The 25,906-nt window shown below is 56.3% G+C and carries 21 protein-coding genes and 1 tRNA gene; 16 read left to right on the forward strand and 6 right to left on the reverse strand.

From position 1 onward, the window contains the following. Positions 1-106: 106 nt before the first annotated feature. Positions 107-1,051 carry an AEC family transporter gene (locus tag BUC36_RS16895; protein WP_073277368.1) on the reverse strand — a complete coding sequence of 315 codons (945 nt, stop codon included), beginning with the start codon at positions 1,049-1,051 and terminating at the stop codon, positions 107-109. Positions 1,052-1,610: 559 nt separating this feature from the next. Here BUC36_RS16895 and BUC36_RS16905 point away from each other — a divergent pair. Both BUC36_RS16905 and BUC36_RS16910 read left to right on the forward strand, forming a co-directional pair. Beyond that, positions 1,611-3,056, forward strand: coding sequence for a glutamate-cysteine ligase family protein (locus BUC36_RS16905; RefSeq protein WP_073277372.1), 1,446 nt, complete (start codon positions 1,611-1,613; stop codon positions 3,054-3,056). After that, on the forward strand, positions 3,034-4,047 hold the full coding sequence (locus tag BUC36_RS16910; RefSeq protein ID WP_073277374.1) for a M14 family metallopeptidase: 1,014 nt from the start codon (positions 3,034-3,036) through the stop codon (positions 4,045-4,047). Before BUC36_RS16905 ends, BUC36_RS16910 begins: the two co-directional genes overlap by 23 nt. Positions 4,048-4,131: 84 nt before the next feature. On the opposite strand, the gene BUC36_RS16915 is transcribed toward BUC36_RS16910, so the two are convergent. Both BUC36_RS16915 and BUC36_RS16920 read right to left on the reverse strand, forming a co-directional pair. Then, positions 4,132-7,272, reverse strand: a complete 3,141-nt coding sequence (locus tag BUC36_RS16915) for an efflux RND transporter permease subunit (RefSeq protein ID WP_073277376.1) — start codon at positions 7,270-7,272, stop codon at positions 4,132-4,134. Between the two features lie 12 nt (positions 7,273-7,284). Beyond that, on the reverse strand, positions 7,285-8,460 hold the full coding sequence (locus BUC36_RS16920; protein WP_073277378.1) for an efflux RND transporter periplasmic adaptor subunit: 1,176 nt from the start codon (positions 8,458-8,460) through the stop codon (positions 7,285-7,287). A 722-nt stretch (positions 8,461-9,182) separates the two neighbouring features. Between BUC36_RS16920 and BUC36_RS16925 the strand changes: the two genes are divergently transcribed. Genes BUC36_RS16925 through BUC36_RS16945 form a run of 5 tightly spaced genes read left to right on the forward strand, consistent with a single transcriptional unit; the run spans position 9,183 to position 14,331 of the window. Further along, the gene (locus BUC36_RS16925) at positions 9,183-9,848 is read left to right on the forward strand and encodes a GspH/FimT family pseudopilin (protein WP_143187031.1); all 666 of its coding nucleotides are present in this window, start codon (positions 9,183-9,185) and stop codon (positions 9,846-9,848) included. Position 9,849: 1 nt separating this feature from the next. After that, complete coding sequence (locus tag BUC36_RS16930) at positions 9,850-10,635, forward strand: prepilin-type N-terminal cleavage/methylation domain-containing protein (RefSeq protein WP_073277382.1); 786 nt, start codon at positions 9,850-9,852, stop codon at positions 10,633-10,635. Further along, a complete protein-coding gene (locus BUC36_RS16935) occupies positions 10,635-11,825 on the forward strand; it encodes a pilus assembly PilX family protein (RefSeq protein ID WP_073277384.1) in 1,191 nt (396 codons plus the stop codon). Before BUC36_RS16930 ends, BUC36_RS16935 begins: the two co-directional genes overlap by 1 nt. A 31-nt stretch (positions 11,826-11,856) precedes the next feature. Then, complete coding sequence (locus BUC36_RS16940) at positions 11,857-13,863, forward strand: type IV pilus modification PilV family protein (RefSeq protein ID WP_073277387.1); 2,007 nt, start codon at positions 11,857-11,859, stop codon at positions 13,861-13,863. A gap of 48 nt (positions 13,864-13,911) precedes the next feature. Beyond that, the gene (locus tag BUC36_RS16945) at positions 13,912-14,331 is read left to right on the forward strand and encodes a type IV pilin protein (protein ID WP_084536220.1); all 420 of its coding nucleotides are present in this window, start codon (positions 13,912-13,914) and stop codon (positions 14,329-14,331) included. Positions 14,332-14,553: 222 nt separating this feature from the next. Here the strand turns inward: BUC36_RS16945 and BUC36_RS16950 are convergent, their stop codons facing one another. Beyond that, a complete protein-coding gene (locus tag BUC36_RS16950) occupies positions 14,554-16,389 on the reverse strand; it encodes a DUF389 domain-containing protein (RefSeq protein ID WP_073277392.1) in 1,836 nt (611 codons plus the stop codon). A gap of 295 nt (positions 16,390-16,684) precedes the next feature. On the opposite strand from BUC36_RS16950, the gene BUC36_RS16955 reads away from it, so the two are divergent. The 5 genes from BUC36_RS16955 (at position 16,685) to BUC36_RS19340 (ending at position 20,377) form a co-directional block, all read left to right on the forward strand. After that, positions 16,685-17,890 carry a cation:proton antiporter gene (locus tag BUC36_RS16955; RefSeq protein ID WP_073277393.1) on the forward strand — a complete coding sequence of 402 codons (1,206 nt, stop codon included), beginning with the start codon at positions 16,685-16,687 and terminating at the stop codon, positions 17,888-17,890. Between the two features lie 309 nt (positions 17,891-18,199). Next, positions 18,200-18,553, forward strand: coding sequence for an acid-activated periplasmic chaperone HdeA (gene hdeA, locus BUC36_RS16960; RefSeq protein WP_073277395.1), 354 nt, complete (start codon positions 18,200-18,202; stop codon positions 18,551-18,553). A 185-nt stretch (positions 18,554-18,738) separates the two neighbouring features. Beyond that, positions 18,739-18,927 carry a hypothetical protein gene (locus BUC36_RS16965; RefSeq protein WP_073277397.1) on the forward strand — a complete coding sequence of 63 codons (189 nt, stop codon included), beginning with the start codon at positions 18,739-18,741 and terminating at the stop codon, positions 18,925-18,927. Positions 18,928-19,169: 242 nt separating this feature from the next. Next, the gene (locus tag BUC36_RS16970) at positions 19,170-20,201 is read left to right on the forward strand and encodes an isoaspartyl peptidase/L-asparaginase family protein (RefSeq protein ID WP_234995045.1); all 1,032 of its coding nucleotides are present in this window, start codon (positions 19,170-19,172) and stop codon (positions 20,199-20,201) included. Positions 20,202-20,248: 47 nt separating this feature from the next. Continuing rightward, positions 20,249-20,377 (forward strand): hypothetical protein, encoded by a 129-nt coding sequence (locus tag BUC36_RS19340; RefSeq protein WP_268778228.1) that lies wholly within the window; start codon positions 20,249-20,251, stop codon positions 20,375-20,377. Between the two features lie 50 nt (positions 20,378-20,427). Here BUC36_RS19340 and BUC36_RS16975 read toward each other — a convergent pair whose 3' ends face one another. Continuing rightward, positions 20,428-22,512, reverse strand: coding sequence for a VIT and vWA domain-containing protein (locus tag BUC36_RS16975; RefSeq protein ID WP_073277399.1), 2,085 nt, complete (start codon positions 22,510-22,512; stop codon positions 20,428-20,430). Positions 22,513-22,691: 179 nt separating this feature from the next. Here BUC36_RS16975 and BUC36_RS16980 point away from each other — a divergent pair, with 179 nt between their 5' ends. Together BUC36_RS16980 and rrtA are read left to right on the forward strand one after the other, a co-directional pair. Continuing rightward, a complete protein-coding gene (locus BUC36_RS16980) occupies positions 22,692-23,450 on the forward strand; it encodes a helix-turn-helix domain-containing protein (protein ID WP_073277401.1) in 759 nt (252 codons plus the stop codon). 49 nt (positions 23,451-23,499) lie between these two features. Then, on the forward strand, positions 23,500-24,144 hold the full coding sequence (gene rrtA / locus BUC36_RS16985) for a rhombosortase (protein WP_073277403.1): 645 nt from the start codon (positions 23,500-23,502) through the stop codon (positions 24,142-24,144). 285 nt (positions 24,145-24,429) lie between these two features. On the opposite strand, the gene BUC36_RS16990 is transcribed toward rrtA, so the two are convergent. Beyond that, a tRNA-Arg gene (locus tag BUC36_RS16990) sits at positions 24,430-24,505 on the reverse strand. 478 nt (positions 24,506-24,983) lie between these two features. On the opposite strand from BUC36_RS16990, the gene BUC36_RS16995 reads away from it, so the two are divergent. Beyond that, positions 24,984-25,166, forward strand: a complete 183-nt coding sequence (locus BUC36_RS16995; protein ID WP_073277405.1) for a PA3496 family putative envelope integrity protein — start codon at positions 24,984-24,986, stop codon at positions 25,164-25,166. Positions 25,167-25,557: 391 nt separating this feature from the next. Next, complete coding sequence (locus tag BUC36_RS17000) at positions 25,558-25,902, forward strand: STAS domain-containing protein (RefSeq protein WP_073277407.1); 345 nt, start codon at positions 25,558-25,560, stop codon at positions 25,900-25,902. The last annotated feature ends 4 nt before the right edge of the window (positions 25,903-25,906 follow it).

The raw sequence follows: 25,906 nt of genomic DNA on the forward strand, positions 1-25,906 counted from the left end.
CGTCAGCAAGTCGGCTGAATATTAGTGACACCCAGATAAGCTAGTCCCCGATGACCCGTCGGACGCCCTGTCAATCTGAGCGGCAGCATCGCCGCTTGACCAGGCATTACCACCCCTCCGTAAGTACAAGCACAATCGGCAATGTCACGATGCTGGCCAGTGAGCTGACAATCAGGGTTGATCCCGGCAGGTGGGATTTAAGTCCGTAGCGCAAGCCGAACAAGGTGCCGAAAAAGCCGCAGGGCAGGGCGCACAGCAGCAGTGCGGCGCGGGCAGTGTCGTGTTCCATCGGCAGGGCCAGGATCAACCCGAGAGCCAGCAGGGGATGGGCAAGGTTCTTCAGCGCGGTCCCGCTCAGCACATTAGCGCTAAATACAATTTTCTGCGCGGACAGTATAAGCCCGGTCAGGAAGAGGGCGACGCCGCCGGCCGCCTGGCCGATCAATTGAAAGGAGTCTTTGATCGGCTCCGCGAGGGGGATTCCAAGTAAGGAGAACGTCATTCCGGCGAGGGGAGCAAGCACGATGGGTTTGCGTAGTGAGCGGCCGGTGCATTGCAGAATCGCAGCGGGAGTCATCTGTCCGCCCATTGTTACCTGATTGGCCTCGAGAATGGCCAGTGTCAGCGGCGACAGCACAATCGAGCCGGTGGCGATTGCGAGGGCGACATAAATGGTGTCGCTCGAACCGAACACGGCGGCAACCAGGGGCAGGCCCGCGGCCGCATAGTTGGGGGCGGCGATTGTGAGGGCCTGTACCGCAGCCTCGCTCGCTCCGAGCCGAAACAAGCGGCGCTGCATCCAGAACGACAGCGCGTAAAGCACGAGCATGGATAAGAGGAAGACCAGTAGCAGCGGCCATTGCGCCAGCAGCAGCGAGCGGGGTGTGGACGCTGTGGCCACAAACAGGGAGGCTGGAAGCGCAAAGTCCATCACCAGGGCGTTCAGTTCCGAGACATGGCGGTTGTCGATATCGCGGATCCAGCCGGCAAAATAACCGAGTGCCATGACGGCGAAAATCGGTACCAGAGAATTGAGCAGGACCTCAGTCATCGCAGTGTTTTTTCGCGTTCCTGTACTTGGATGAATATGGTGACGGACAGACAGTCGGCGCAATCACATTCGAAAAATCTCAAGAAGTTGTTCGACGAATCGGTCGCTTGTTAATTCATAGAAAATGAAACTAGCACGATAAATATCTTCAGGTTCCTCCTTCTCGGTGTTTGACGTCATAGTAGATTTATTACCCGCTGTCGATTGGTATAAATGCCGGAATTTCCTGTTCCATCGGAATAAAAAAGCGGAAAAATCCGACGCCTTGTCCAAAATAGTGTCCTTCTTAGCGGCACCAGCCGGAGGGCTATACGCCTCGTCTTCCATATCGGAGGAAACACCTCGTTGCCCTTAGCCGGCGGGGCCATATCTCGGATTAGTTGATCGTGGTGCCATTAATTGATCCAGATCAGGGAAGCGTGATTTACGCGACAGTAGATGCCGCTCCCAGCCCCTGACTGAGTCCTCTTTGCAGTATGCTGGCTTTATGAAATATGGCTGCCCGGCGAGCCCGGGCTGGCAGCGTACGAGCTAAAACGGGGACTACCGGGAGCTTCCTATGGGCCAGGAAATAGCGACCACAGAATTCAGCGATGCAGACGAAAAGGAATTTCTGCGCAGGCTGCGCGCGGAGACCAATATCCTCAATCATTGGTTTAAGCAGGAACGATTTGAGGTACCGGAAAGCCCGATGTGTGGGCTCGAACTCGAGGGATGGCTGACGGACCTGGATTTTGTGCCAGCGCCGGAGAGCGAGGCCTTTTTGGCGCAGGTAAACGATGAGCTGGTGGTACCGGAGATTTCGCGGTTCAACTTTGAGCTGAACAGCGTTCCCGCGCCGATCCGGAAGACGGTGTTCAGCGATCTGCATCGGAGCCTGTCCTCACTCTGGCAGCGCTGTACCCGGCAAGCGGAGTCCATGGGTCTGCGCGCCATCGCGATAGGATCACTGCCGACCATCCGTGCCAATATGCTCACGCTGGAGCATATCTATCCCAACAAACGGTATTTCGCCCTGAACAACCGCGTGATGAAACTGCGGCGCAATCAGCCCACGGTATTGTCTCTGGAGGGCAAGGAGGTGCTGCGGGTCTCTCACCCGGACATCATGCTCGAGGCGGCGGCGACCTCGGTACAGGTGCATCTGCAGGTGTCCCTTGCCGAGGGCAAGCGGTTCTTCAACGCCTCTACGATTACCTCGCCGTTCATGGCGGCGGTCGCCGCCAACTCGCCGTTCCTGTATGGCAAGGCGCTTTGGAGTGAGACCCGTATCCCGATCTTTGAGCAGGCAGTCAACCTCGGCAGTTTCCGCAATCTGGATGGTTCCGTGGCGAAGCGGGTTTCCCTCGGTAATGGCTATGTGCGCGAATCCCTGTTGGAGCTATTTCTGGAAAACCTGGATGGTTACCCGGTTTTGCTGCCGGATAACTATGATCGCGCCCCGGATGAACTCAGTCACCTGCGCCTGCACAATGGCACTATCTGGCGCTGGAACCGCCCGTTGATTGGCATTGGCAGCGACGGTACCCCGCACCTGCGGATTGAACACCGGGTGCCGTCATCCGGGCCTTCTATGCCCGATGTGGTCGCCAATACTGCGCTATTCCTCGGCCTGGCAACCTACTTCGCGCGAATGCCCGAGGCACCCGAAGACCGGCTGCCGTTTGCCGCGGTGAAAAGGAATTTCTTCCAGGCCTGTAAGTATGGTCTGAATGCCGAGGTGGAGTGGATTGATGGCAGGCTCTGGAATCTGCAGAGGTTAGTGCTGGATGAATTGATCGGTCCCGCGGAGGAGGCTTTGGAGTCTCTGGGAGTCGATCCGGAAGATATCTACACCTATGTCACCAGAATTATTCGCCCGCGCGTGATTGGCGGTCAGAACGGGTCCAACTGGCAGCGAGCCTACATCAATACAAACGGGGCGAATTTCCAGAGGTTGCTGGAAGCCTATTACCAGTACCAGAAACAGGATATTCCGGTACATGAGTGGAAAAGTGAAGCTTAGTTATCTCGAGACGCTGCCTGAAGCTTTCTTCCAAGTCGACCACCCGCGCAACCTTTGGCAACTCTTCGGCGGACCAACACTGGTTTCGCTCGAAGGGTTTGCTAAAGAACCACTCATGATCAGTACTTTGCTGCACGGTAACGAAACGACGGGCTTCTTCGCTCTGCAGAGACTGCTAAAGAAGTACCGCCATAATTTGCCGCGCTCGCTGATAATTTTTTTCGGCAACGTGGCGGCGGCAGCGCAGGGAATCCGGCACCTGCCAGGGCAGCCGGATTTCAATCGGATCTGGGGCGGGGGCGAGACTCCGGAAGCGCGAATGGCGCGCGAGGTTCTTGGCCATGCCCGCGATCGAGGGGTGATCGCCAATATCGATATCCACAATACCACGGGCCGAAACCCTTATTACGCCTGCGTGAATCGAACCTCGGCGGATTTCCTGCGTCTTGCTGATGGCTTCACCGACATCGTGATTTACTTTACCGAACCGCACGAAGTTAACTCCAACGCCTTTGCCAAAATTTGCCCCTCGGTAACGCTGGAATGTGGGCTGCCGGGATTGCCGGAGGGCATAGCGCATCTATTTACCTATCTGGAAAAACTGCTGGTCGCGGGAGTGAACAAGCAGCCGCCATTAGACGATTGCCGCATTTACCATACCGTGGCGCGTTTGAAGGTACCTTATTACTGCGATTTTGACTTCGATTTCGATGAGAACACGGACAGGGACTTCTCGTTTATTCGCTCGTTCGACCACTTTAACTTCCAATGTATCACCAAGGGTACGGTAATCGCCTACGCGCGCCCCGGGGGACCACAGCTGGCGGTGCTGGACAACAGTGACAGGCTGGTAACCGAGAAGTATTTTGGATTCCGTGACGGCAAGGTGATTGCATTGCAGGATCTTGTTCCGTCCATGTTCACGAAAGACAGGGATGTTGCGCGGGAGGACTCCCTCGGGTACTTGATGGAGCCCTATAGCGGCAGTTAGGTGAGAATTGCTCAGCTGCGAGCATCGTAAATTAGCGCGTAGCTATGCAAAGGCCGGAGCCGGTTGTCCGGCTCCGGTCACCAGTCAACTGTTGGCTGAGGCTTTCGCGGTTAGCGCCACCATCCTGCTTTTTACGGACTCTTTAGCTCGTGTAGCGCCTGCACTGATATCCAGCCCGATCGTGTAGAGCGCCGGCACCAGCAGCAGTGTGACAAAGAAGGCCACAAATACGCCGAACGCCAAAGCCACCACGATGGGCTGCAGGAAGGCGGCTTGAATGCTGCGTTCCATCATCATCGGCAGCAGGCCGACAATGGTGGTGACCGTGGTCAGCAGGATAGGGCGGAAACGGGCTACGCCGGCTTCCACGATCGCTTTCATGGGATCCATGCCCTGGTCGCGCAGGCGGTTGCTGTGGTCCATCAGCACCAGGTTATCGTTGACCACCACGCCCGCGGCCGCGGCGATGCCGAAGTAGCTGAAGATGGCCATGGTCATGCCCATCACCCCGTGGCCGAAGATGGCGCCCACGAACGCAAACGGAATGGCGATCAGGATCAGTATCGGCTGGAAGTAGCTGCGGAAAGCCACCGCCAGCAGGCTGTACATGGCGAAGAACGCCATGGTGTAGAGCCCCAGCACTTCCTGGATAAAGCGCTTCTCGCCCTCGGCCTGGCCCACGGCACCACGAACGATACCCGGGTAGCGCTTTTCCCACTCGGGGAAAAAGTTTTCGTTCAGGTCGTCCATGATGTCACCGCGCACATCGTCCTTCAGGTCCGCCATCACGCGTGCTGCGCGATTGCCGTTCCAGCGCTGGATACGCTTGATGCCCGGCGCGTATTCGAGATCCGCTACCGCCAGCAGCGGGACTTCGCGGCCGTCGGCAGTGCGCACGTGGAAGTCCTTCAGGCTCTCGATGGAGCGGCGCGAGGCCAGCGGGTAGCGCACCATCACCTTGACGTCCTGTCCGGCGCGGGGCAGCCGCTGGACCTCTTCACCGAAATAGGCCTGGCGCACCTGGCGATTGACCTCCGCCAGCGTCAGCCCGAGTTTCGCCGCGCCCGGTTTGAGGTCGATGCGAATCTCCTCGGAGGCACCTTCGAGGTTGTTGCGCACGTCGTACAGGCTTCCGTAAGTGCGCAGCTGGGTTTCCAGCTCCGCGGTAGCGCTGCGCAGCACATCGAGGTCCGGGTGGCGGATGGAAAGCTCGAAGCCGGGGCCATTATCGTTGAGCGAGTACTGCACCGAAACTTCCTTCGCGTCCGGTACATCACCGAGCAGCTCCCGCAGGCGCAAGGCTGCATCCTTGGCCGACATGTCGCGCATTTCCGGCGGCGCCAGCTGCACGATGGCGATCACGCTGTCACGCCGGGAGCGTGTATACCAGTTCTCGATCAGCACGCCCTGGCCTTCGGTGCGCTGGTTGACTTCTTCTTCCAGGCGCTTCTCTGCATCCTGCAATTGCGCCAGCACTTCCAATGCGCGGCTGTAGGGGGCGCCCTCGGGCATGACGACATTGACGACGATCTGGTCGGACTCGATGTCCGGCATAAAGCTTTTCTTGACCCAGCCACTGCCAAACATGCCGAAACCGATCATCAATACCGCGATAAAGATACTCAGCGTCAGGTAGCGGCGATCGACGGCCCACTGGCCGATGCGGCGGTAGTGATTCTGGGCAAAGTGAACGATGCTGTCGGCAATGCGTTTTTGCACGCGCCCGAATCGGCCGAGCTCGGTGCGCGGCTTCAGGTTGCGGAGGTGCGCCGGCAGGATAAACAGGGATTCGACCAGGGAAAACAGCAGGGCGAGAATCACCACCCAGGTGATGTGCCGGGTGAACTCGCTGGTGGAACCGCTGATAAAAATCCACGGCAAGAAGGCCAAAACTGTCGTTACGACGGCGAAGATTACCGGCTTGGCTACCAGCTGTGTGCCGAGGACTGCCGCATTCAGGCGCCCACTGCGATCGCTTGCGTGCTCTGGGCTGTGGGACTCACTGTGGATGCTCTCGCCGACCACAATGGCATCGTCCACGACGATCCCCAGCACCAGCAGGAAGGCGAAAGTGGACAGCATGTTCAGGGACACGCCGACGCTGGGTAGCAACACGAAGGCGCCGGCGTAGGCGGTGGCGATGCCGATGGCCACCCAGAAGGCCACTTTCGGCCGCAGGCTGAATACCAGCACCAGCAGTACCAGCATCAGCCCCTGGAAGGCAGAGCTGCCGATGGTTTCCATGCGGCCTTTGAAGTCTTCGGCATTGTCGGTCCACAGCGTGAGCCTGGCGCCCGCCGGCAGTGTCTCGCTGCGCTCGGCGATCCACTTGCGGATCGAGTCCGAGGCGGTGACGATGTCCATGGTCTCGGTGGTCATCACCTGCAGCAGCACCGCCGGCTCGCCGTTCAGGGTCGCGAGGATTTCGTTGTCCTCGAAGCCGTCCACCACGTTGGCAACATCGCCGACGCGAATGGTGCCGCCGTCCGCCGTCTGCCGCACGATGATATTGGCAAATTCCTGCTCGGTATCGGCCTGGTTGCGCACCTTGAGCTGGTAGGTGCCCACCTCGGTGCGCACGGTGCCGGCGGATTGATTGAGGGAGTTAGCGCGAATGGCGTCGGCCAGTTCCTGGAAGGTCATGCCATAACGGCGCAGTGCCATTTCGCTGACCTCGATGGAAACCTCTTCCATGCGCGTGCCGAACAGCTCCACTACGGAGATTGCCGGCAGGGTGGCGGCCTCGCGCCGCAGCTGTTCCGCCAGCCGCTTCAGTTCGCGCTCACTTAGGTCGCCGTGTACCGCCACGCGGATAAACTCGTTGCGGTTCACCCACTGGTGTACCTGTGGTGGTTCGATGTCGCGCGGGAAAGACGAGATACCGTCGACGCGGATCTTGATGTCGTTCATAAAGCGGGAGAAGTCGACGTTGGACTCCGCCAGGATATAGATCTCGCCCTGGCCCTCGGAGGAGGTCGAGCGCACCCATTCGATATTGTCCAGGTCGCTGACCGCCTCCTCGATACGGGCGACGATCTGCTCTTCCACCTCCTGCGGCGCGGCGCCCGGCCAGGAAACCCGGATCTCCAGGCCCGGGAAACGCACCTGCGGATCCATTTCCCGTTCCATGCTGGCGAAGCCGATGATGCCGGCAACGAAAATACCCACCATCGCCAGGTTGGCGGCAACACTGTTGCGCGCCCACCATTCAATCAACTTGTTCATAGATGCGCTCCGTTACTTCCGTGCCAGCTGGGTGACGGGTTGAACTTCCATGCCGTCTACCGCGTTGGCGATGGTGGAGGTCACCACCCGTTCGCCATCCGCGATGCCGGAGGCGACGACCACACGGTTTTCGGAGGTGGACAGCACTTCCACGGTGCGGATATTCAGGCGATTGTTCTCATCGATCACATACACCTTGTCGGCATTGCGCAGCGCCTCCCGCGGCAGTACCAGCGCCTGGTGCGCCTGCACGCCTTCTGCCTCGGCGCTGACAAACAGGCCGACGGCGAGTGGCTGGCCGCTGCTGGCGCCCTTGCCGTAGGGATCCTCTACTTCAGCCACCGCATAGATCAGCCGGGTTTGCTGGTCCACCGCCGCCTGGGTGCGCACGATGCGGCCCCACCACTGGTGCTGTTCGCGCCCGACCTGGGCGGACAGCGTTACCTGTGGCCCGGGGCGTTCGCTCGTGGCGACGAAGCCCATCGGCAGGTCGAGCTCCAGTAATTGCGAGTCGGTCAGCGGCAAGCGAACTTCGACGCGATCTGTGGCAAATACACGGCCCAGCGCAGCGCTGGCGGTCACATACTGGCCCACGCCCACCTGTCGGTTGATCACGCGCCCGCGGAAGGGCAACTTTATCTGTGTCCGCGCCAGGTTGAGCTTGGCATCGGCGAGTTCCGCCTTGGCAGAGCGCAGCTTGGCTTCGGCCTCTTCGACCTGGGGCTGGTTGACCTGCAGTGGCGTCGGCTCTCTGTTCGGGTTGATGGAGAGCCACTGCTGGCGCTTGATGGTTGCCGCCGCCTTCGCCTGCAGCAACAGGACTTCGGCCTGGGCCACGCCGGCTTCCGCCTGGGCCACAGCCAGCCGGTAGTCGGCGTCATCCAGTTGAATCAGTGTCTCGTCGGCCTCGAAGCCGGCACCTTCGGCGAAGCTGTCGGAGATTGCGACAATGCGACCGGCGACCTGGGGGGTGAGATCTATTTCGGTGTGAGGGCGAACTTCACCCTGGGTCGCCACCGCGAGGTGCACCGCCTGTTCCCGGGCCTCGGCGTACATCAGCGATACCAGGCGCTGTTCCTCTTCCTTCTTCTCTGGCGCCGGCTTGGTGGCGGCCATCAGTTGTACAACCCCAAAACCCACTGCGAGTACCACAACCGGCGCCGCAGCTTTCAAATATTTGTTTTTCATTTGTCTCATCTTGCCTGGATTACAAAATTCGCCAAGGGCGGCCGTTCTTACGGCTTGGGTCCCATCAAATCACGAACTCCCAACAGTTGACCACGGAGCGGAAGCCGGACTGAGTCGGATCAGCGGTGAATGCCCGTTGCCACTGATTCTATTGACCGCCCGAGGATCGGATTTGGATGCGGGGGTAAAAAAAATTATCGAGCGCGGGAAAAATTGAGCTGTGAAGATGAATTGGGTGCCTGGAGTGAGCGGGGATGATTAAGGTATTCAAGGCCTTTGCTTGAGCCGCTGATGTAAGTCACCTGCAGAAGGGCGCACTGGGAAGAGCAGGTAGGGCGGGTCAGACAGGTAAGTCTTGGTCTGCTTAGCGCTGGGAGACCAAAGCAGATCGGTAGAAATTGGGTTGTTTCGGCCGAATTTTGAACAGGTTGGGCACTGTAGAAGTTCAAAATGTGAGATTTGTCAAAAAAAAATTGCGAAGTTAAGCAATGGCGTTAATATAAACCCTTGCGTTGCAGGGAAGCATCGCAAAGCGCCAGTGCGTGAAGGGGGCAGGGCAATGATTGCCTGAGATCGCCCCGGAACTGTTTTTTCAGTTGTTGTGGTTTGACAAGTCGTCTGCCGCAGCCCAAGCGCTGGATAAAGGTGTTCGACTACCGCCAGAGAGTAAATGCAACTCTGGAGAGCTGTCCGCCAACGCTAATATCAAGGAGTGATTTTCGGTGCGCCCCCATAATATCAATAAAGCAGTCGACCCAGGCTTTACCCTCTTGGAAGTGATGATCACGATTGTGATCGCTTCCATCTTATTAACCCTCGGTGTTCCAAGTCTCAGGAACCTCTTCGATGCACTGGAGCTGAAGGGCGCCAGTGAGCAAGTCTATTCCCACCTACAACGAGCACGCTCCGAAGCAATCAGCCGTAAATTGGAAGTCGGGGTCAATTTTTCTGCCGATGGGTCCTCCACCTGGTCCTATGGTCTCAGCGACACCAATACCGGCACCTGCGACACGGCCGAAACAGATGCTTCGCAGAATGACGCCTGCACCCTGGTTGTCGACGATGGTGATGGCACTGTGCACGGCATTGATGGTGCTGTTGATACAGCGGATAAAGTTCTCATGCGTTTCACCGATGCCGATCACGATGACATCGACATGACGCTTTCCGAATTCACCAATGCGAACAGAATTGTCTTCGAACCTATTCGCGGCACGGCGATGGAAAACTCCGGAAACGTCAGCACCGGCCAAATCCTGTTGCAGTCAAACGGTGGCCGGCAGTTACTGATCAAGGTTGGCCTATTGGGGCAAGTCAGAATCTGCTCGCCCGATGGGAGTGTAAACGGTTATAGGGACGGGGCTCCGTCCGACGACGGAGACTGCTGATATGAGACTTGAACAACAGCGTGGATTTACCCTGGTTGAACTGCTGATATCCCTGACTATTGGGCTTGTCGTTCTTGGAGCTGCCTCTTCCGTTTATGTGACAACGGTTATCAATAGCGGCGCTTCTATTTCTGCCAGTCGCCTGAACCAGGAAATGACAACGCTAATGAGCGTGATGGTGCAGGATGTCCGTCGCGCGGGCTATTGGCGGGATGCTGCATCAGATCCGACACAGAATCCGTTTAATACGGTGGATGTTACCGCCCTGAGCGTTAGACCTTCCGTAGCTGATCCAAATGGCATCAGCACTTCCGGTGAATGCATCCTCTACGCATATGATTCGAACAATAATGGCACATTGGATGATGGGAATATCTTCGGCTTCAGGCTGAATAACGGTGTTGTGCAAATTCGCCTGCGCAGCTCGGCCACTAATGCCCGACATGATTACTGTAACAATACAGGCGATGTCTGGGAGGATGTTACGGACGGAAATCTGATCAGAATCACCAATCTGACATTCGATACCGATGATGCTACTGCTCCCTCTACCTGTCTGAATATTCGCGAGCCAGACGGTCTGGACAACGGCGGAGATAGCGGTGTCGATGATGACAGGGAATATGATTGTTACGATTCAGTGCCAACAGCTGCCAGTGGTGATATCACGGTGGAAACGCGCCAGATCGCAATCGCTGTTACGGGAGAGTTAGTCAATGACTCCGATGTAAGGATGTCTGTTAGTCAGACGGTCAGAGTCAGGAACGATCTGGTGAGGAAACGGTGATGAAGAACTCTCGTTTCATATTTTCTTCCCTGCGGCATCAGCAGGGAGTGTCGACGCTGATTTTCTCCATATTAATTTTAGCCCTCACCGTCATTGCAACCCTGACGACATTCAGTTTTGTGCGTCAGGAGCAAGTGCTCTCTAACAATGACGGGCGAGCCAAGCAGGCATTCGAAGCTGCTGAAGCAGGCCTTGCAACAGCACTGACATACTTTGGCGATGGCCCCGACCGAGATGATGATGATGTGATCGATCCGGTTTTCGATACCGATAATGACGGTATCGGTGACAGCAGTACAGCAACTGTCGGCCGGGGCAGCGTTAACGTAGCGGCTGTCCAGACTGGCAATCAAATTGCTGTCACCGCGACCGGCTTTAGTGATGATCGCTCTGCGACACATGTAATCAGTCAGTTGCTGGGTGTTGTCGATCCGCTGCCCAATGACCCGTCAAACCCTATGATTTCCAAAGGAACTGTCGTGATCAACGGTTCTGCGACAGTCCACAACCAGGAAGGTCACAGTACGATTTGGAGCGGTGCTGACGTCGATTTGGGTTCAAATAACAGTACGGCGACCGAGGTCCCCGATATGGGTGATACCGGGTACCCGCTGTGTATGGATACCCCAATGACCTGCTCAACGGTGTCTTCCTCCAACAAAGTGACTGTAGGCCTCGACGTAATCGAAAACGATTCCAGTCTCGGCAATCTCACGCCCACTGAGATGTTCCAGAACTTCTTTGGCATGACGCCCGACGCATATCGTAGTTCCGGCTTGGTAACACTGGAGACAACGCCGGCCGAGGTGAATTCAGATGTCCAACTTGCTGGGCACGAAGTGATATGGGTGGAAGGAGATGCATCCTTCGTAAACAACACTTCCGTCGGATGCACCGTTAAGGTCACGGGTAATAAAACCTGCACACCTGCCGATAGTGAACCGTCGATTCTTATCGTTAACGGAAATGCGGATTTTGACGGTACGCCAAATTTTACTGGTCTGGTTTTTGTGACCGGAAATGTGAATATTACCGGAAATATGACGGTGATGGGTGCAATTGTCATTGCCGGGGATTTGTCCAGTAATGCGGGCGGCAGTATGGATGTCTGGTACAACTCTGATGTGTTAGCGGATTTGGAGAACGCCGGAGTCCGGGTTGGAATGGCCGGAACCTGGAAAGACTTTTAATAATAATGCGTTCATTAAGCGGGAAGGTTTAATGTTTAATTCAAGACCAGCGTTTAAGTCCCTTACTCAAGCGAAAGGCATTGGGCTTATTGAGGTGCTGATCGCAATGTTCGTGCTGGCAGTTGGCGTGTTGGCTCTAGGGCAATTGCAAGGTGACTTTTTTGGCACTAGTGCCGCGAGCAAATCCCGAACAGAGGCATTGGCAATTGCACAGGGCCGTCTCGAAGATATGCGCAACTATATGCATGAAGCCGAATCACTGGATGAGTTCAACGCCCTCTATCCCGTCGATACGGACTTCAACCTGGCGACAATCGATGGCGTCAATGCTAGCTTTTCCCGCAAGGAGACGATCACCGCCAACGGGGATCTTCGTACCGTCGCAGTAACTGTCGAATGGGAAGATGCCACTGGGAAGACACAGGGAATTACCCTGGATACGGAGTTGACGTTTATCCCGCCCGGTGCCGCAGGTACTCTGGCAGTTGATCGAGATGATTTGTTGGTGCCATCCCCGACGGGGCGAGCCAAGTTAGGCAAGGGGACGGTGCCGGATGGTGCGCCCACAACGTCTAATGGCGATGGAACGAAGATGTACATTTCCGGCGAGGACAAGAGTGTAGTTTCCGGCCAGAAGATTGTACTTACCCTCGAAGATGCATGTAATACGGCTGGTGAGGACTGCGAGGATTTCGTTCAAATCAAGGGCAAAGTCTATATCGATAATGCCACCCAGGGATCGCTTGATCCCGAAGATGTCTTTGTTCAAGCATCAGATGCCTCTTATTGTACGCGCTACTATTTCGACTCACTTGGTGCATCGCAAACAATCGATAATGCTACCGGCACCGATTTGCTAAGCAGCAGTGGCGACTATTCCTATTTTCATTACACCTGCTATCTCGGCGGAGGCTGGCACGGCAATGTTGGATTGTTAATTACCGGTGGTATTAAGCAGACGGATAAGGTCTGTCAGGGCGATCCAGTCTCGACAGATCACTGGGATGCGCCGGTCATCGCTGTCCGCCGTACCTACCGGGGCATGGTTTATGAAAAAGACAGCAGCGGCGCCGCTGTCACCACCGCAGGTGGCGACTATGTCTATACATCCTACGGGATTGGAGACGGAATTGTTTTGCCGGATCCAGATACAAGTGATCATTCACACGATTTTGTCGTTTCGTCAATGTCTACAAATAGTACAGAGGGGAGCAATTGTATCTCCCAGGGAGTAATGGTACGCGCGGATGCTACCAGTGACACCCCCGGCGATCTATTCCAGGAAAACCCGCATGACTTCGTGTGCCTCAATAATGGCTATCTCGACAGCTATGACAGCAGCAAATACGGTCACGATTTAACTTGCCCTTATGATCCAACTGATCCACCTGTGGCGCTCCATATTGTCAGCGGTGTTGTGGATGTGGATGTGACTGATTCCTCTGTATTGTCTGCGGATATAGAGAATATACTTTCCTCCATTGGCGTGAACACCTCGGATGGGCCGGGCAACTGTTTGTTGAGTGAATTCGATGCCGGTGGCTCGGGCTATCAGGCGAGCTACGCCTGTGATGTTTACGACTGGGGAACCGGTTGGAATGGCATGATCACCACCAGTGCTACCGGGAATGAGCTGAAGCTATTTTGCGATCCCAGCCCGTTGGAATTGACATCGGTGGGTGAAAATAAAACAAACCAAAATATCGACTGCTTTGTCGGTAATTATGCGCGTATTTCAGGTCGGGTCACTACGCCAAACCCATCAAAGGTGCTCGAGACTGTAACAATCAGTGGTGGCGTATGTCGTCTCGGTGATGCCGGTTTGTCTTATGAATGTATTACCGATGCCTTTACAGACGTTGCCTGGGATGGCTCCTTGACGTTTACGCTGAGCGATGGCGTTTTATGTCCCGAGGAGGGGGCTACCACTAGCGGAACCCTAGTGCTGGATAGTGGTGTCGCCACTGCCACGGATATTACTGGGTTCAATCAGCTGGACATCAATATTCAAAATAATGTGAACCATTGCTCCCTGTAGCGGACGATACGGTTTTGGTGCTAATTGGCAATGGCTGCGGGTCGAAAAATGAAAAGTAAAGGTTTCACCCTTATTGAAATGCTGATCACAATCGCGATTGTGGCGATACTGGCGGCAATCGCGATCCCGTCGTACCAGGATTCGGTAAGGAAATCCCGTCGCGCGGACGGCATAGCGGCGCTCCTTAAGCTGCAGCTCGCACAGGAGAAATTTCGCGCTAACTGCCGCTTCTATGCGGGGACACTTACGGCTGCGGACAACTGCGGCGCGGATGCGGCGAATAGCAGTTTGAATTTTACTGCGACCAGCGAAGAGGGTTTTTATACAATTGCGGTAACAGTGGCCGCAGGGAATGGCTACACCATCACTGCCGACCCCGTTGGCAGTCAGGCAGCTGACAGTGATTGCGACCCGCTTCAATATGTATACCCAGCCGGTACAAAATCACCGGCCGGGTGTTGGGATTAGCTTGTTTCCATAGTGTCGGGGTAGACAATGGCAGATGGGGGCTCATAAAAAGCTCAAGCCCCCCAAGTAGAAGTGTCGATGCTGCTACCACCTCTGAAAGTCGTGGCGCTGGGCAAACCGGGATCGCCGCTGTTCTGCTGGGCAAATACCAGGGAATAGGTGATCAGCAACAGTGTGGTAATTAACGCAGTGGCTGGCAATATCAAGCTCTGAGCCGCCCGTTTATTGACTGTTTACCTGCCAAAGCTCCCTGATCAAATGCACCTCAACCCTGAGCTTGGGGTTGCGCATTTCCTGTCTGACGATTTTTATCAGGTCGTTAGCGTACTTCTTGTCCAAGTCGTACGGAGCACCGAGTACGAGCACAACATCTGCAGCGTGAAAGGGTGATGACGGTCGGCCTGCATCGAAGATCTCTACATTCGGGTCGTCTTCAACATAGTCTTCCAGTGCATTCATGACAGACCGTGACAGTGGGTAGTAATTCGGTTGCGGTTTACCCTGTAATAGACTTTTCAATAGAGACAATTGCAGCGGTACCAGTAGAGCGAGGCCGGCTATAGCCATGGCGGCTACTGTCCCTACCACCCATCGACGTTGTTTGGAGCCCGTACGCGCCGTCCTGATGCCCATGATACGAAAAGTAGCTGCGGCACAGAGCACAATAGCGACAAAGTTAGTGGTGAACAGCAAGGCCGCGCCACGAGCATTTGTGAAATTGTAATAGGCCAGTGATATACCGGCTGAACAGAGCGGTGGTACCAGGGCGGTAGCAATGGCGACGCCGGCGATGGAACCAACGAGATTTGGGCGCGCCGAAGCATAAGCGGCGGCAGCGCCTGAAGCGGCGGCGGTCACCAAGTCGAGAAGGTTTGGGTCGCCACGGGCAAAGATTTCCGTGGTCAGTTCGGCGCCGGGCGTGAACATGCCAATCAATAGGCTGATTACCAAGGTGAACGTCAGCCCTATTCCCACGGAGCGTAAGGCGCTGTTGCCCATTTGCGGATTGGCCTGCGCCAGCGCCAGCCCGCAACCTAGCATGGGCGTCATCAGCGGCGCGAGCAGCATAGAACCGATGACTACGGCGGTTGAATCCTGCAACAGGCCCATGGATGCGACGACTGCCGCAAGTCCCAGCATGGTCAGGAAATCCAGGCTGAGCTGAGAGCCCCGTCTCAGCGCCTCGAGAAGATCGGCATAATCCGACGGGCTGATCAGCGGGTTCCAGCCTTCGCCAGCCTTGTGCTGACGCCATGGGCGCAGTGCTGGCCCGCGCTTGACGATGGCAATCGTCGGGTGTTTCGTCAATTCGAGTACGGTCTGGACATCATTCGAGTTGGCTCCCATCAAGACCAGATCGTGGTTATCCATTGCGTGGATATATTTTCCGAGTTTTCTTTCGTTAAAAACACGACAATGGATTCGCTCGGCGGTTTCGACGCCGGTGTCCCGCATCAATTGCTTTAAATCGCGCCGTCCGACCTCGATATTGACCTCTTCAAAATCGGCTTCCGTTCGGGCGAGGGTTACTTCGCCATTGAATGATTCCGCCAGCTGATTGGCCAAAAACAGGGAAGCGCCATCATGTGAATTATCGGCCGCGGCCACAAAAAACCTTTGTGGCTTGCAGGAGCGCTCGAATCCACCGAACAGGATCAACGTCTGGCACGGCGCGTTTCGCAGCAGGGGGTTGGAGAGATAGGTCGCGCCATCTTTCCCCGTCGGATCCTCAGCGGCCGCGACAATCAGCTCCGCTTCCGTATTTCGGGCTATCTGGATGGCGCACTCCGCCGCATCGCGATGCCCCAGTTCCTGAATTTCCAGGTTGGCAGTCTTCGCCAGGCGAGTGAATGCCGGTGACTGATCCTGATCTCGCAGAAATTGCTCTATCGCGTCTGTTAAATCGCGGCTGTGGAAATCCTCGTCGGTGATCGAAACTGGAGAATAATGCCAGCACAGGACGTGCAGCGGCAGGTCTCGGGCTAATGCGATCTCCGCTGACCAGGAGACTACCTGGGATATCTCTTCAGGACTTCTGATCAGGGACAGGACTGGCATCCGATATTCCCATGCTTCGCCAATTCACGTCTGCGCATCTGCGTTCCGCCGCATATCGGTCAGTTCGCCAAGTTGTCGAGGTGTCGCGGTTTATCCGTTGCGCAATGGGAAGGATCGACACTCATTGTCTGTAAGTGGCACCGAAATCGTCATGTCGGCTGCCTGATTGAATCTTGGTTAGATTAGTGCAATGCCTCGTTAACCGCTCGCCGCAAGATATCTGATGGGGGCAGTAGCGACCTGAGCAACTATGTTTCTAACTTGAGTCCGCTTCTCTTTAGTGTGAGACAGGGGCATGAGCTACGCCAATCTGACTATTTTGACGTTACTCGCGTTCTTCTACAGCGTGGTGAGCCGGCGCGCCGCGCGCACGCCCTTCAGCGGGGCTCTGGTGTTCACATTCTCCGGCTTGGTTCTTGGCGGATACGGACTGGGTTTGTTGGACCTGGCGATTGATTCTGACGGACTGAGAATACTGGCGGCATCCGCATTGGCTCTGGTCTTGTTTAGCGATGCCGCGGAGGCGGATCTGTCTGTCGTGCGCGAAGTGATAGCCATTCCGCGGCGGCTGCTACTGCTTGTCTTGCCGCTGAAAATTCTCATGGGCTACCTTTGCGGCCTGTTGCTGTTCGACAGCCTGAATCACTTCGAACTTCTGCTCATGGCGTCAGTGTTGGCACCGACCGATGCCGCGCTGGGAAAACCAGTGGTCAGCAATCCCAAAGTGCCTTCCTATATTCGCGAATCGCTCAATTTTGAGAGCGGTCTCAACGACGGCTTGTGTGTCCCGATTCTGTTCATCTTTATAGCGCTTGCCACCGGTGCTGCCGCGCCCGACAAGACACCGGAGTTGGCGTTGGAGCTGACATTGGGAGAGCTCGGAACCGGGCTGGTTGTCGGTCTGGCCATGACGGCGATTATGGCGCTTATTCTGCGGACCGCGTCCGACCATGACTGGATTACGGAAACCTGGATGCAGTTGCCGGTAGTAACTATGGCGCTCGGAACTTTTGGATTCGCCCAGTGGTTGGATGGAAGTGGGTTTATTGCCGCTTTCTGTGGTGGAGTTCTATTTGGATGGTTCGCAAAAACGGAAAAGCCTCAGCTTATCAGGGCGGCTGAGGGGGTGGGAGATACCTTGACCATGCTGACTTGGGTGGTGTTCGGTGCCGCGGTACTCGGCAAGGTTTACGATCAGGTGACGTGGCAGGTTGTCCTGTATGCCATTCTGAGTTTGACGTTAGTCCGTATAGTGCCGGTATTTCTTTGCCTGGCCGGGACGCGGGCGGATTGGCGTGAAAGGCTCTTTATTGGCTGGTTCGGACCGCGGGGGCTTGCGAGCATCGTATTCGGCGTGATTGTCCTGAATCTTGGCCTGCCCGAGGGGGACACCATTGTCGTGACCTGTGCCTGTACCATTCTCCTCAGCGTGATCGCCCATGGTGTTACAGCCAACGCAATGATCGGCTGGCTGGATCGCGCGCAGGGAGCCGGAAAATAGCCTGGCTTTGGGGCCAAATGACCATTGTGTTGCGGAATATTGGGCGTACAGAGACTTGAGTCTGGTTAGGGAATTTCTTTCCGGAAACTTGCCAAATAGATGAAATCCGCGTCTATCCTTTCTAGGGACTTGAGTGCCTTTGTCAGAGGGACGTGTAGTCATTAGTCCTGGTATCTGAGGACCGGAGCGGCGCTTGTCGCAGCTGTGGCCGGCCGGTCGTTATCGGCGCCTCGCATAGCCGATCTCTAGATTCCAACTGCAGTCGATATTCCCGGGGCCGTGCCCCTGCAATACCGTGGAGAAATCATTGTGAAGAGCCGATATTTCATACTTGCCCTGGTAATAGCAGGGCTCGCATCTTCAGTTGCCGTCGCGGACAAGCATAAACACAAGCCGGGGAAGAACTGGACTTGTGAGGATTTTTTAGCCTTGGACGCTGAGTACCAACCGAAAGCGGTCTACTGGGCAACTGCATTCTCAAAAGGCGGTAATCCGGAAGACAGCTTTTTCGATGTTGAGGGTACCGAAGCCGTCACTCCGATGGTTGTCGAAGCATGTCAGAAGGCACCGAAGGAAAAATTCCGGAAAAAACTGAAAGACGAATGGCACAAGGTCGATGCCAAGATGAAGGCTGAAGGGAGAAAGATGAAAGAAAAGATGTAGTGCATGAATATCGAGAAGCGAAGCCGGCGAGTGCCGGCTTCGCCAGTCCGACTAAGGTTAAACAGTGCTGCAGTATTCGAATCCGCTGCGCTGCAGCTTCAGTGCTCCCGCGCCCTCGATAAAAGTCTGTCGATAACTTTCCAATCCTTCGTGATTAAAACGCGGATTCTGTGCGGAGATGTCTTATGCCTTCTATGGAAGAAATTGAAATGGATAGGCGCCGCAAAGCGCTGGACAAAGATGTCGCACATCTTGTCGATAAATATCTAAGGGGTATGGAGTGGAACATTCCCGATGTGGACGAGTCGAGGGCGAGGCAGATGATCCTGGGTGAAATCAGGCAGGCGCTAGGAAGGATTGAATCCCAGTCCTGATTTGTAACGGATTAATTGGCCTGTCTCTCCGTGCGATGGTTGCATCGGTGAATTACCATCGCCCAGGTTATCCGTCAGACGATTCTGCGCAGCCGGCCTGCACAAATATCACCGCCACTGACTAGCTCCCATCGAGGTCATGAATCGCCCAGATTTTATGCTCCTCTTTATTCGGCGCCCGCAAAATGCTAATAAGGGCTTCCTCAGTCCCGATTGGTATTTAGAAACAAAAGGCATCCAACGTGAAAGTAAAAGCCCTGCTTATCCTGATGTTCACCCTGGCCGGTAGTCTGCCGCTGCAAGCGGCGGAGAGCCCCATTGCTATCGCCATCCACGGCGGCGCCGGCACTATCGAAAAAAGCAAAATGACTCCCGAGCGCGAAAAGGCCTATCGCGACAAGCTGCAGGAAGCGCTGGACAAGGGCTATGCCGTTTTGGACAGGGGCGGCAGCAGCCTGGATGCCGTTGTGACCGCCATCAACGTGCTGGAGAACTCCCCTCTATTCAACGCGGGTAAGGGTGCTGTCTACACGTATGAGGGGCGCCACGAACTGGATGCGTCCATCATGGACGGCAAGACCCGTGAGGCCGGTGCGGTTGCCGGGGTAACTCGTATCGAGAATCCGATCAACCTGGCACGCATGGTGATGGAGAATTCACCCTTTGTGATGCTGGCAGGTGAGGGCGCAGAGACCTTCGCCCAGTCTCAGGGAGTGCCGCTGGTAGACAACAAATTGTTCGACAGCGAGCAGCGCTTCGAGCAGCTGCAGAAGGCCAAGGAAAAGCTTGAGAAAGAGCAGAAGCGGGACAAGGATTATCAGGCGGCAGTCGAGCGCTTGCCGACCCCTTACAAGATGGGCACCGTCGGCGCGGTAGCACTGGACAGACAGGGCAATATCGCCGCGGGAACCTCCACCGGCGGCATGACCGCCAAGCGCTACGGCCGCATTGGCGATTCCCCGGTAATCGGTGCCGGCACCTTTGCCGACAATGACTCCTGCGCCGTGTCGGCCACAGGTCATGGCGAGTACTTTATCCGTTACAACGTGGCGGCGGATATCTGTGCGCGTGTGGAGTACCAGGGTAAGTCTGTGGCCGAAGCCGCCGACGAGGTGATCAATAAAGTTCTGCTGCCGGTGGGCGGCACCGGGGGCGTCATCGTCCTCGATGCGGAAGGGAACATGGCGCTGACGTTCAACACCAAGGGCATGTACCGTGCCAGCCGCTCCTCGAGCCAGCCTGCCAAGATAGCCATCTTCAGAGAGTCTGAATAGGCTAAATTTCCATCAGTGGCTCGGCGAAATCAGAAGGAGTTGATTCGATGAGAAAGAGTGTCAGAAAAAGCGGCAAAAGTCGCCGCGAGATAGAACGCTCGGTGCGGGTGTTCTGGGGCGGCGTTCTGCTGGTAGGGCTGTTTGCCGTGCTGCTGATGCACGCCGCCCTGGCCTGACAGGCACGGGTGCCAGGGCCCATTCGGGGCCCTGACGTGATTGGTAATGACTAGCTATCGCGCTGGCGCCAACGGGACATTGTCCGCAGGACTATCAGAGACAACAGCATCAGGATCAGCACCGGACCAGTGGACCCACCACCGCTGCTGGGGTAGGCGCGGTTGCCGCTGAAGGCCGGCTGGGATCTGTCTTGCCTGTGATCCTGCACCGGTGTTGAGTTGCGATTCTGGCGAGCAGTTCTTTCCCGCTCCACCCGGGCCTTGTTGTTGCGTGCGATACCCTGCTGCTCGAAAACGGGTTCCTCCACGACGACCAGTGAGGTGTACGGGGTAACCAGGCCGTATTCAACCGCGAGATCCACAATCGCATCTTCACTGTCGGCGTCGTGGCCCAGGTAGTCCATCCTGTTCTGGATATCTTCAATGGTGGCGTAGGCCCATAGCCGCTCGAGTTCCGGATTGCGGGTGTCGGCTGCCGGGAACTGCAGGTCGGAGGTGTAGCGCACCTCGCGGTCCGATACCTTGCCCTCGATTGCGAGCCTGGCCTGGCCGTCGCCCCAGTAGTGGCCGAATACAATCAATTGCTGGCCCCGGTACAGTGAGCCGATCCGCTGCGGGCTGAGATCGCGGACCTTGACCGCGGACTTTTTCGCCCCGGTGATGGTCAGCGTGATATCGCGGTAGGCTTCGTGGCGGAGCTTGTCGGCTGCCTGCACCAGTCGGCCGGAAATATCGTCACTATTGGATATGGCCATCGCAAAGCCATTGGACACGAGCGCCATTTCCTCCAGCAGCGGCCGGTTGGCGCTGTTGCCCATCACAAAGGTAAACAGGCGTATGTCGTGCTGTTCGAGTAGTTTCAAGAACGCCTTTTTCTCCACCACACCGACATTGGCCACGCCGTCCGTCACCAGGATCACCGCGCTGGGTCTATCCGCGTCGAGGCCTTGGTAAGCCATTTTCAGGCCGGCAAACAGGTTGGTGCCACTGTTCGGCTGGATGGATTCCAGCTGCTGCAGGTAGTGCGTGACGTTGGCATCGTTTACCGCGACATAGCCCGTGGTCAATTCCCGGGCCTGATTATTGAACAGGACCAGCCGGAAGCGGTCGCCGGGCGGGAGTTTGCCCAAGCCCTTGCGTACACCCTCGGCAAGGCTGTGGTATTTCCCCTGCATGGAGCCGGAGATATCCAGCACGAAGGTCCAGTCCCGGCCCTGCTGCACAGGGCCCAGGTCATCCCCCGGTGTCAGCGTCAGCATAAAGGTGCCGCGATCGCTGCCCTCGGGGCGGTAGGTGACCATATCCACGCTGCCCGGCAGGCCCTGCTGGTGTCGCCAGTAAACGACGATGTCCTTGTCCAGCGTAAAGGCGCTCCCCGTCGACGGGGTGGGCGGCTGAACCTGGCCTTCCTCACTGGCGACAGCGGCGGCGCCGGCAGCGTTTGCAAAAGACGCCTGCCACTCCTGTTCAGAGTGGTGCTGGATCTGCGCTTGCGGGTGTGCCGGCAGCAGAAACTGGTCGACCGGGTAGGAAGAGCGCATGGTCAGATTGAAGCTGAAGGCTTCCTGCACATGCTGCTGGTAGGTCCAGAAGGCCATGCGCTCCTCGTCGACACCGCCTTCCTCCAGCGGATAGACGTAGCGGCCGATACCCAGGTCAGCGTATACAGGCTGGATATACACCAGCCGGATACGGACGGAATCCTGTGGCAGTACCGGGTATACGCGGCTGTCGAAACTGCGGTACTCATCCTGCTCCGTCAGCGCCGTCCGGTTGCCCTGGGCCTTTTCTTGCTCGTACAGGGTGCGCGCCTGTTGCTTCGGCAGCACCTCCGCGGTGACCGGCTTGCCGTCAATCCAGTAGGTAAACTCGCCCACCGATGCTTTTTCCGGCACCGGAAAGGTATAGATGGCCTCCAGGGTCTGGTCATTTGGATTGAAGAATGTCTGTTCCACCTCGGTAATCGCATAGCCATCCTCGATCACTACGTTGACGTGGTGTTCCTTGATCTGTAGCTCGGGAAGTGCGCTGTCGGCGGGTGTCATTAGGCCGGCCGCCATGACCAACTGCGGGGCCAGGAGGCTCAGCAGTGAAACCACCAGCCAATGTATCGGGTTGCGCCATAAACGTTGCATTTTCGGTTCCTCCGGATGCCGTCTTGGGGCTGAAAAGAAATGCGCGCCGGGAGAGGTCGCGCTGCCGGAGTATTTAGTCCCAGGGGTTCACATTAATCACCTAAAACCGATAGAGTTCCGTAAAGCAGTCCGTAAAGTACTGAATAACGATACTTTCTTGGTGTTAATAGGGCGGTGATATGAGTCAGGTGCAGGCATTGATGAAGACCCTGAAGCGCGAGCTCAAGGCGCGGGGGGTCACTTACGCCGAGATCGCAAGGCAGCTGCAGTTGTCAGAAAGCAGCATCAAGCGCCTGTTTGCGGGGGGCTCGCTGTCTGTTGCCCGGCTGGAGGACCTTTGCCAGATCGCCGGCATGGATTTCTCCGAGCTGGTGCGCAAGGCCGCAGAGGCTCGCAGGGGTATCGCGACCCTCTCAGAGGAGCAGGAGCGGGAGGTCGCCGGTGATCCGCGCCTGTTGTTGGTGACCGTTTGCGTACTCAACTACTGGACCATTGAGCAGATTCTCGAGACTTACGAACTGAGCGAGCCGGAATGTATCCAGCTGCTGGCCAGACTGGACCGCTTGAAACTGATCGAACTGTTGCCACTAAACCGCTACCGGGTGATTGTCGCCAAGGAATTTCGCTGGCTGCCCAACGGCCCGATTCAGCAATTTTTCCAGAAGGAGGTTCAGCCGGACTTTCTGGCCTCGAGCTTCTCGGGCCCTGGGGAAAAACTGGTGTTTCGCACCGGAATGCTGTCACGGGCCGCCAATGCAGAACTGATGAAGAAAATGGATCGTCTGCTGCAGCAGTTCGACGAACTGCACGATGCGGACACAGACCTTGCCCTGGAAGAGCGCTTCGGTTCCAGTCTGCTGGTTGCGCTGCGCCCTTGGGAATTGCAGCATTTCAGCCAGCTGCGCCGCGGCAGTATGGAGAAGTCATTCCCCAAATAGGCGGCATTAGGAGCAGTCGAATAGGGAAGTGCCTGAACAGCTTACTCTTATGCGTAAAGAAAGAATATTGAAAGACCAAGCAGAAGATCCCCCTTTTGCGTTGCAAAACGGGACCCTACTTACCTGGTTCGCGGTAATCGCGATCGCGGGGCTTGCACACCAGCTGCCGGAGACTGCCCGGGAGTGGCTGGTGTATGACCGTGGCGCGATTGCCGCCGGACAGTACTGGCGCCTGGCCAGTGGACACTTCCTGCATACCAACCTGAACCATCTCCTTATGAACTGCGGGGCCCTGGCCATCCTCTGGTATATGTTTGGCCATTATTTCAGTGCGCTGAAGGCCATCGGTCTTCTGTCGTTATTGTGTGTGCTGTGTGGTGTTGGCCTGTTTGTATTCGCTGGCGACCTGTATCGCTACGTTGGTTTGTCCGGGGTGCTGCACGGCCTGATTGTGTGGGGCAGTATCGAGGACGTCCGGCGTGGCCAGCGCCTGGGAGTACTCCTGCTTCTGGGAGTGAGCGCAAAAATTGCCTGGGAACAGTTGGGTGGGGATACCAGTGCAACCGCAGCCTTTATCGAAGCTGATGTGGCGATAGCCGCGCACCTCTACGGAGCGGTTGCCGGACTTCTTATTGCTCTGGCGACAGCGTTGGTGAGCCTGGCGGTACGTCCAGCCGCGCGAAGGGTTGCTTGAACCGGTTGCTTTGAATTCCCGATCCTCTACCCAGCCAAGCCGTCAAGTAATCCGCCCACCAGGACAAGGTGCCCGTTGAAATGGTGGGGCCTTCTATCTCTGCGGTTAGTTTCTCCAGTGGGTGCTATGTGTGATTCTTTTCGAGGCAGCCGAGCGGGAGCTCCTGCGCATAAATTCTACGGTGGCACAGGGCAGTCCCGGTAGCTTTCGGGCTGGCTAAATCAGTCAGGGGGATAGCAGGCAGGTCCCTTGGAGGCTCGCCGGGGGTTAAAGGAGTTGGATAGGTGGCGCCCCCGGGTGGACTCGAACCACCAGTCCGGACTTAGGAGGTCCGTGGTTTATCCTGTTAACCGACGGGGGCGGCGGGGCAGAGGAATCGACGAAGATATCGCCCGGCCCGTAGGAGGCGGCTATTCTAACGGCTGATCGCCCTGGTGTCATGCCGGCCGGTTCGGCAAGCTTTGCCGGGCTTTTGTCTTGTGCACAAGGGCTTCGCCCCGTTCCCGCTCCTCACTCCGGGGCCATACCCTGCTGAATTGTCACCGTCGGTAACAACCCTCGAGTCGGGTTACAACTTTTCCCGCCATTTCGGTTTCACTCATTTGTAGAAATACTGTCGCAGATTAGTCATGTTCCGGCGGTAATTTTGCGCCGCAGACCCGCCTTCCGGGGGAGGTTTTTGCCCGCCAATCGGGTCCGTTCGATCGGCGCGAAAAAACTTGTTTCCGGGGGGCAATTTTTTGCTTGACCGAGATCGGCCGAGCTGGCTAATCTGCGAGGGCACAACAAAAACAACAAGGGTGTTTCTGCTCCCGTAGATCGAGATTGTGGAGTTTCGTATGAGCGGCAACGTTAGCGAAAGTTACATTGATTTTGATAACGACGACATCCCCCACATCGCAAATGAGGTACTTAGGCAAGCTACGTCTCAGCCTCCCCGCGATGCTCGCCGGATGGTCGAGGATAAACTGGAAGAGATGCGTCTGAGGCGCGAGCTGATGGATTACGATTTCGATATGTAGATGACGAAAAGGCGCCACTGTTGGCGCCTTTTTGTATTTGCGGCTTGGTGATTTTTCGGTGGCGTGCTTCCGGTATTTACCTGTTGAGGGAATCGATTTATGGTTCGTCTCAATTAATACAGACTGCTTTAGTTTTGGATCTTTGCTCGAAGTTTTGGGGTTTGTGGGTAACCCGGACAGAAGGTTCATGGGCAGTCGGTCGAGAGGCATTGCAAATACCCGACAAGGGTTTTCTCGTACTAGTATGCGGTTCGAGCATCTGGCTTGATAGTGTTACTGGCCTGGTAGGTGCTGGTCTTGCAGTGAGTGGTGCAATTTCTTGTCGGGCGACAATTGAGTGGTTCAGGAAGATCTACTTAATTGTTGAAGGTCATTGAAAGGGAAGTCCGCAATGAATGTTTCGGAATACACTGCCGCCCGGGTCTCTTCAGAGCTCTCGGAAAATGGCGAAGCCTTGGTTATACGCGTGGCCGGAAGCTTCGATTTCAATGTGCATCGTGATTTTCAGCGCGCCTACCAGAATCTCTCGCCCTCACCCAGACAATATTGTGTGGATCTTTCCGAGACGCTTTACCTCGATAGTGCTGCCTTGGGCATGTTGCTGCTTTTGCGTGATCATTGTCAGAATGATGGGACGGGGGCTGAGCCGGTCAGGGTTGAGTTGCTCAATGCCAATGAGCACGTAGGCAATATTCTCACCATTTCCAATTTCGATAAGATCTTCACCATTCGCTGATCGC

Source organism: Microbulbifer donghaiensis, assembly GCF_900129095.1.
GTDB lineage: Bacteria > Pseudomonadota > Gammaproteobacteria > Pseudomonadales > Cellvibrionaceae > Microbulbifer > Microbulbifer donghaiensis.

What these genes read in the sequence shown, in the direction of transcription:
- BUC36_RS16895 (WP_073277368.1), bottom strand. Translation starts at nt 1,051, where the DNA reads ATGACTGAGGTCCTGCTCAATTCTCTGGTACCGATTTTCGCCGTCATG.
- BUC36_RS16905 (WP_073277372.1), top strand. Translation starts at nt 1,611, where the DNA reads ATGGGCCAGGAAATAGCGACCACAGAATTCAGCGATGCAGACGAAAAG.
- BUC36_RS16910 (WP_073277374.1), top strand. Translation starts at nt 3,034, where the DNA reads ATGAGTGGAAAAGTGAAGCTTAGTTATCTCGAGACGCTGCCTGAAGCT.
- BUC36_RS16915 (WP_073277376.1), bottom strand. Translation starts at nt 7,272, where the DNA reads ATGAACAAGTTGATTGAATGGTGGGCGCGCAACAGTGTTGCCGCCAAC.
- BUC36_RS16920 (WP_073277378.1), bottom strand. Translation starts at nt 8,460, where the DNA reads ATGAAAAACAAATATTTGAAAGCTGCGGCGCCGGTTGTGGTACTCGCA.
- BUC36_RS16930 (WP_073277382.1), top strand. Translation starts at nt 9,850, where the DNA reads ATGAGACTTGAACAACAGCGTGGATTTACCCTGGTTGAACTGCTGATA.
- BUC36_RS16935 (WP_073277384.1), top strand. Translation starts at nt 10,635, where the DNA reads ATGAAGAACTCTCGTTTCATATTTTCTTCCCTGCGGCATCAGCAGGGA.
- BUC36_RS16940 (WP_073277387.1), top strand. Translation starts at nt 11,857, where the DNA reads ATGTTTAATTCAAGACCAGCGTTTAAGTCCCTTACTCAAGCGAAAGGC.
- BUC36_RS16945 (WP_084536220.1), top strand. Translation starts at nt 13,912, where the DNA reads ATGAAAAGTAAAGGTTTCACCCTTATTGAAATGCTGATCACAATCGCG.
- BUC36_RS16950 (WP_073277392.1), bottom strand. Translation starts at nt 16,389, where the DNA reads ATGCCAGTCCTGTCCCTGATCAGAAGTCCTGAAGAGATATCCCAGGTA.
- BUC36_RS16955 (WP_073277393.1), top strand. Translation starts at nt 16,685, where the DNA reads ATGAGCTACGCCAATCTGACTATTTTGACGTTACTCGCGTTCTTCTAC.
- BUC36_RS16965 (WP_073277397.1), top strand. Translation starts at nt 18,739, where the DNA reads ATGCCTTCTATGGAAGAAATTGAAATGGATAGGCGCCGCAAAGCGCTG.
- BUC36_RS19340 (WP_268778228.1), top strand. Translation starts at nt 20,249, where the DNA reads ATGAGAAAGAGTGTCAGAAAAAGCGGCAAAAGTCGCCGCGAGATAGAA.
- BUC36_RS16975 (WP_073277399.1), bottom strand. Translation starts at nt 22,512, where the DNA reads ATGCAACGTTTATGGCGCAACCCGATACATTGGCTGGTGGTTTCACTG.
- BUC36_RS16980 (WP_073277401.1), top strand. Translation starts at nt 22,692, where the DNA reads ATGAGTCAGGTGCAGGCATTGATGAAGACCCTGAAGCGCGAGCTCAAG.
- rrtA (WP_073277403.1), top strand. Translation starts at nt 23,500, where the DNA reads ATGCGTAAAGAAAGAATATTGAAAGACCAAGCAGAAGATCCCCCTTTT.
- BUC36_RS16995 (WP_073277405.1), top strand. Translation starts at nt 24,984, where the DNA reads ATGAGCGGCAACGTTAGCGAAAGTTACATTGATTTTGATAACGACGAC.
- BUC36_RS17000 (WP_073277407.1), top strand. Translation starts at nt 25,558, where the DNA reads ATGAATGTTTCGGAATACACTGCCGCCCGGGTCTCTTCAGAGCTCTCG.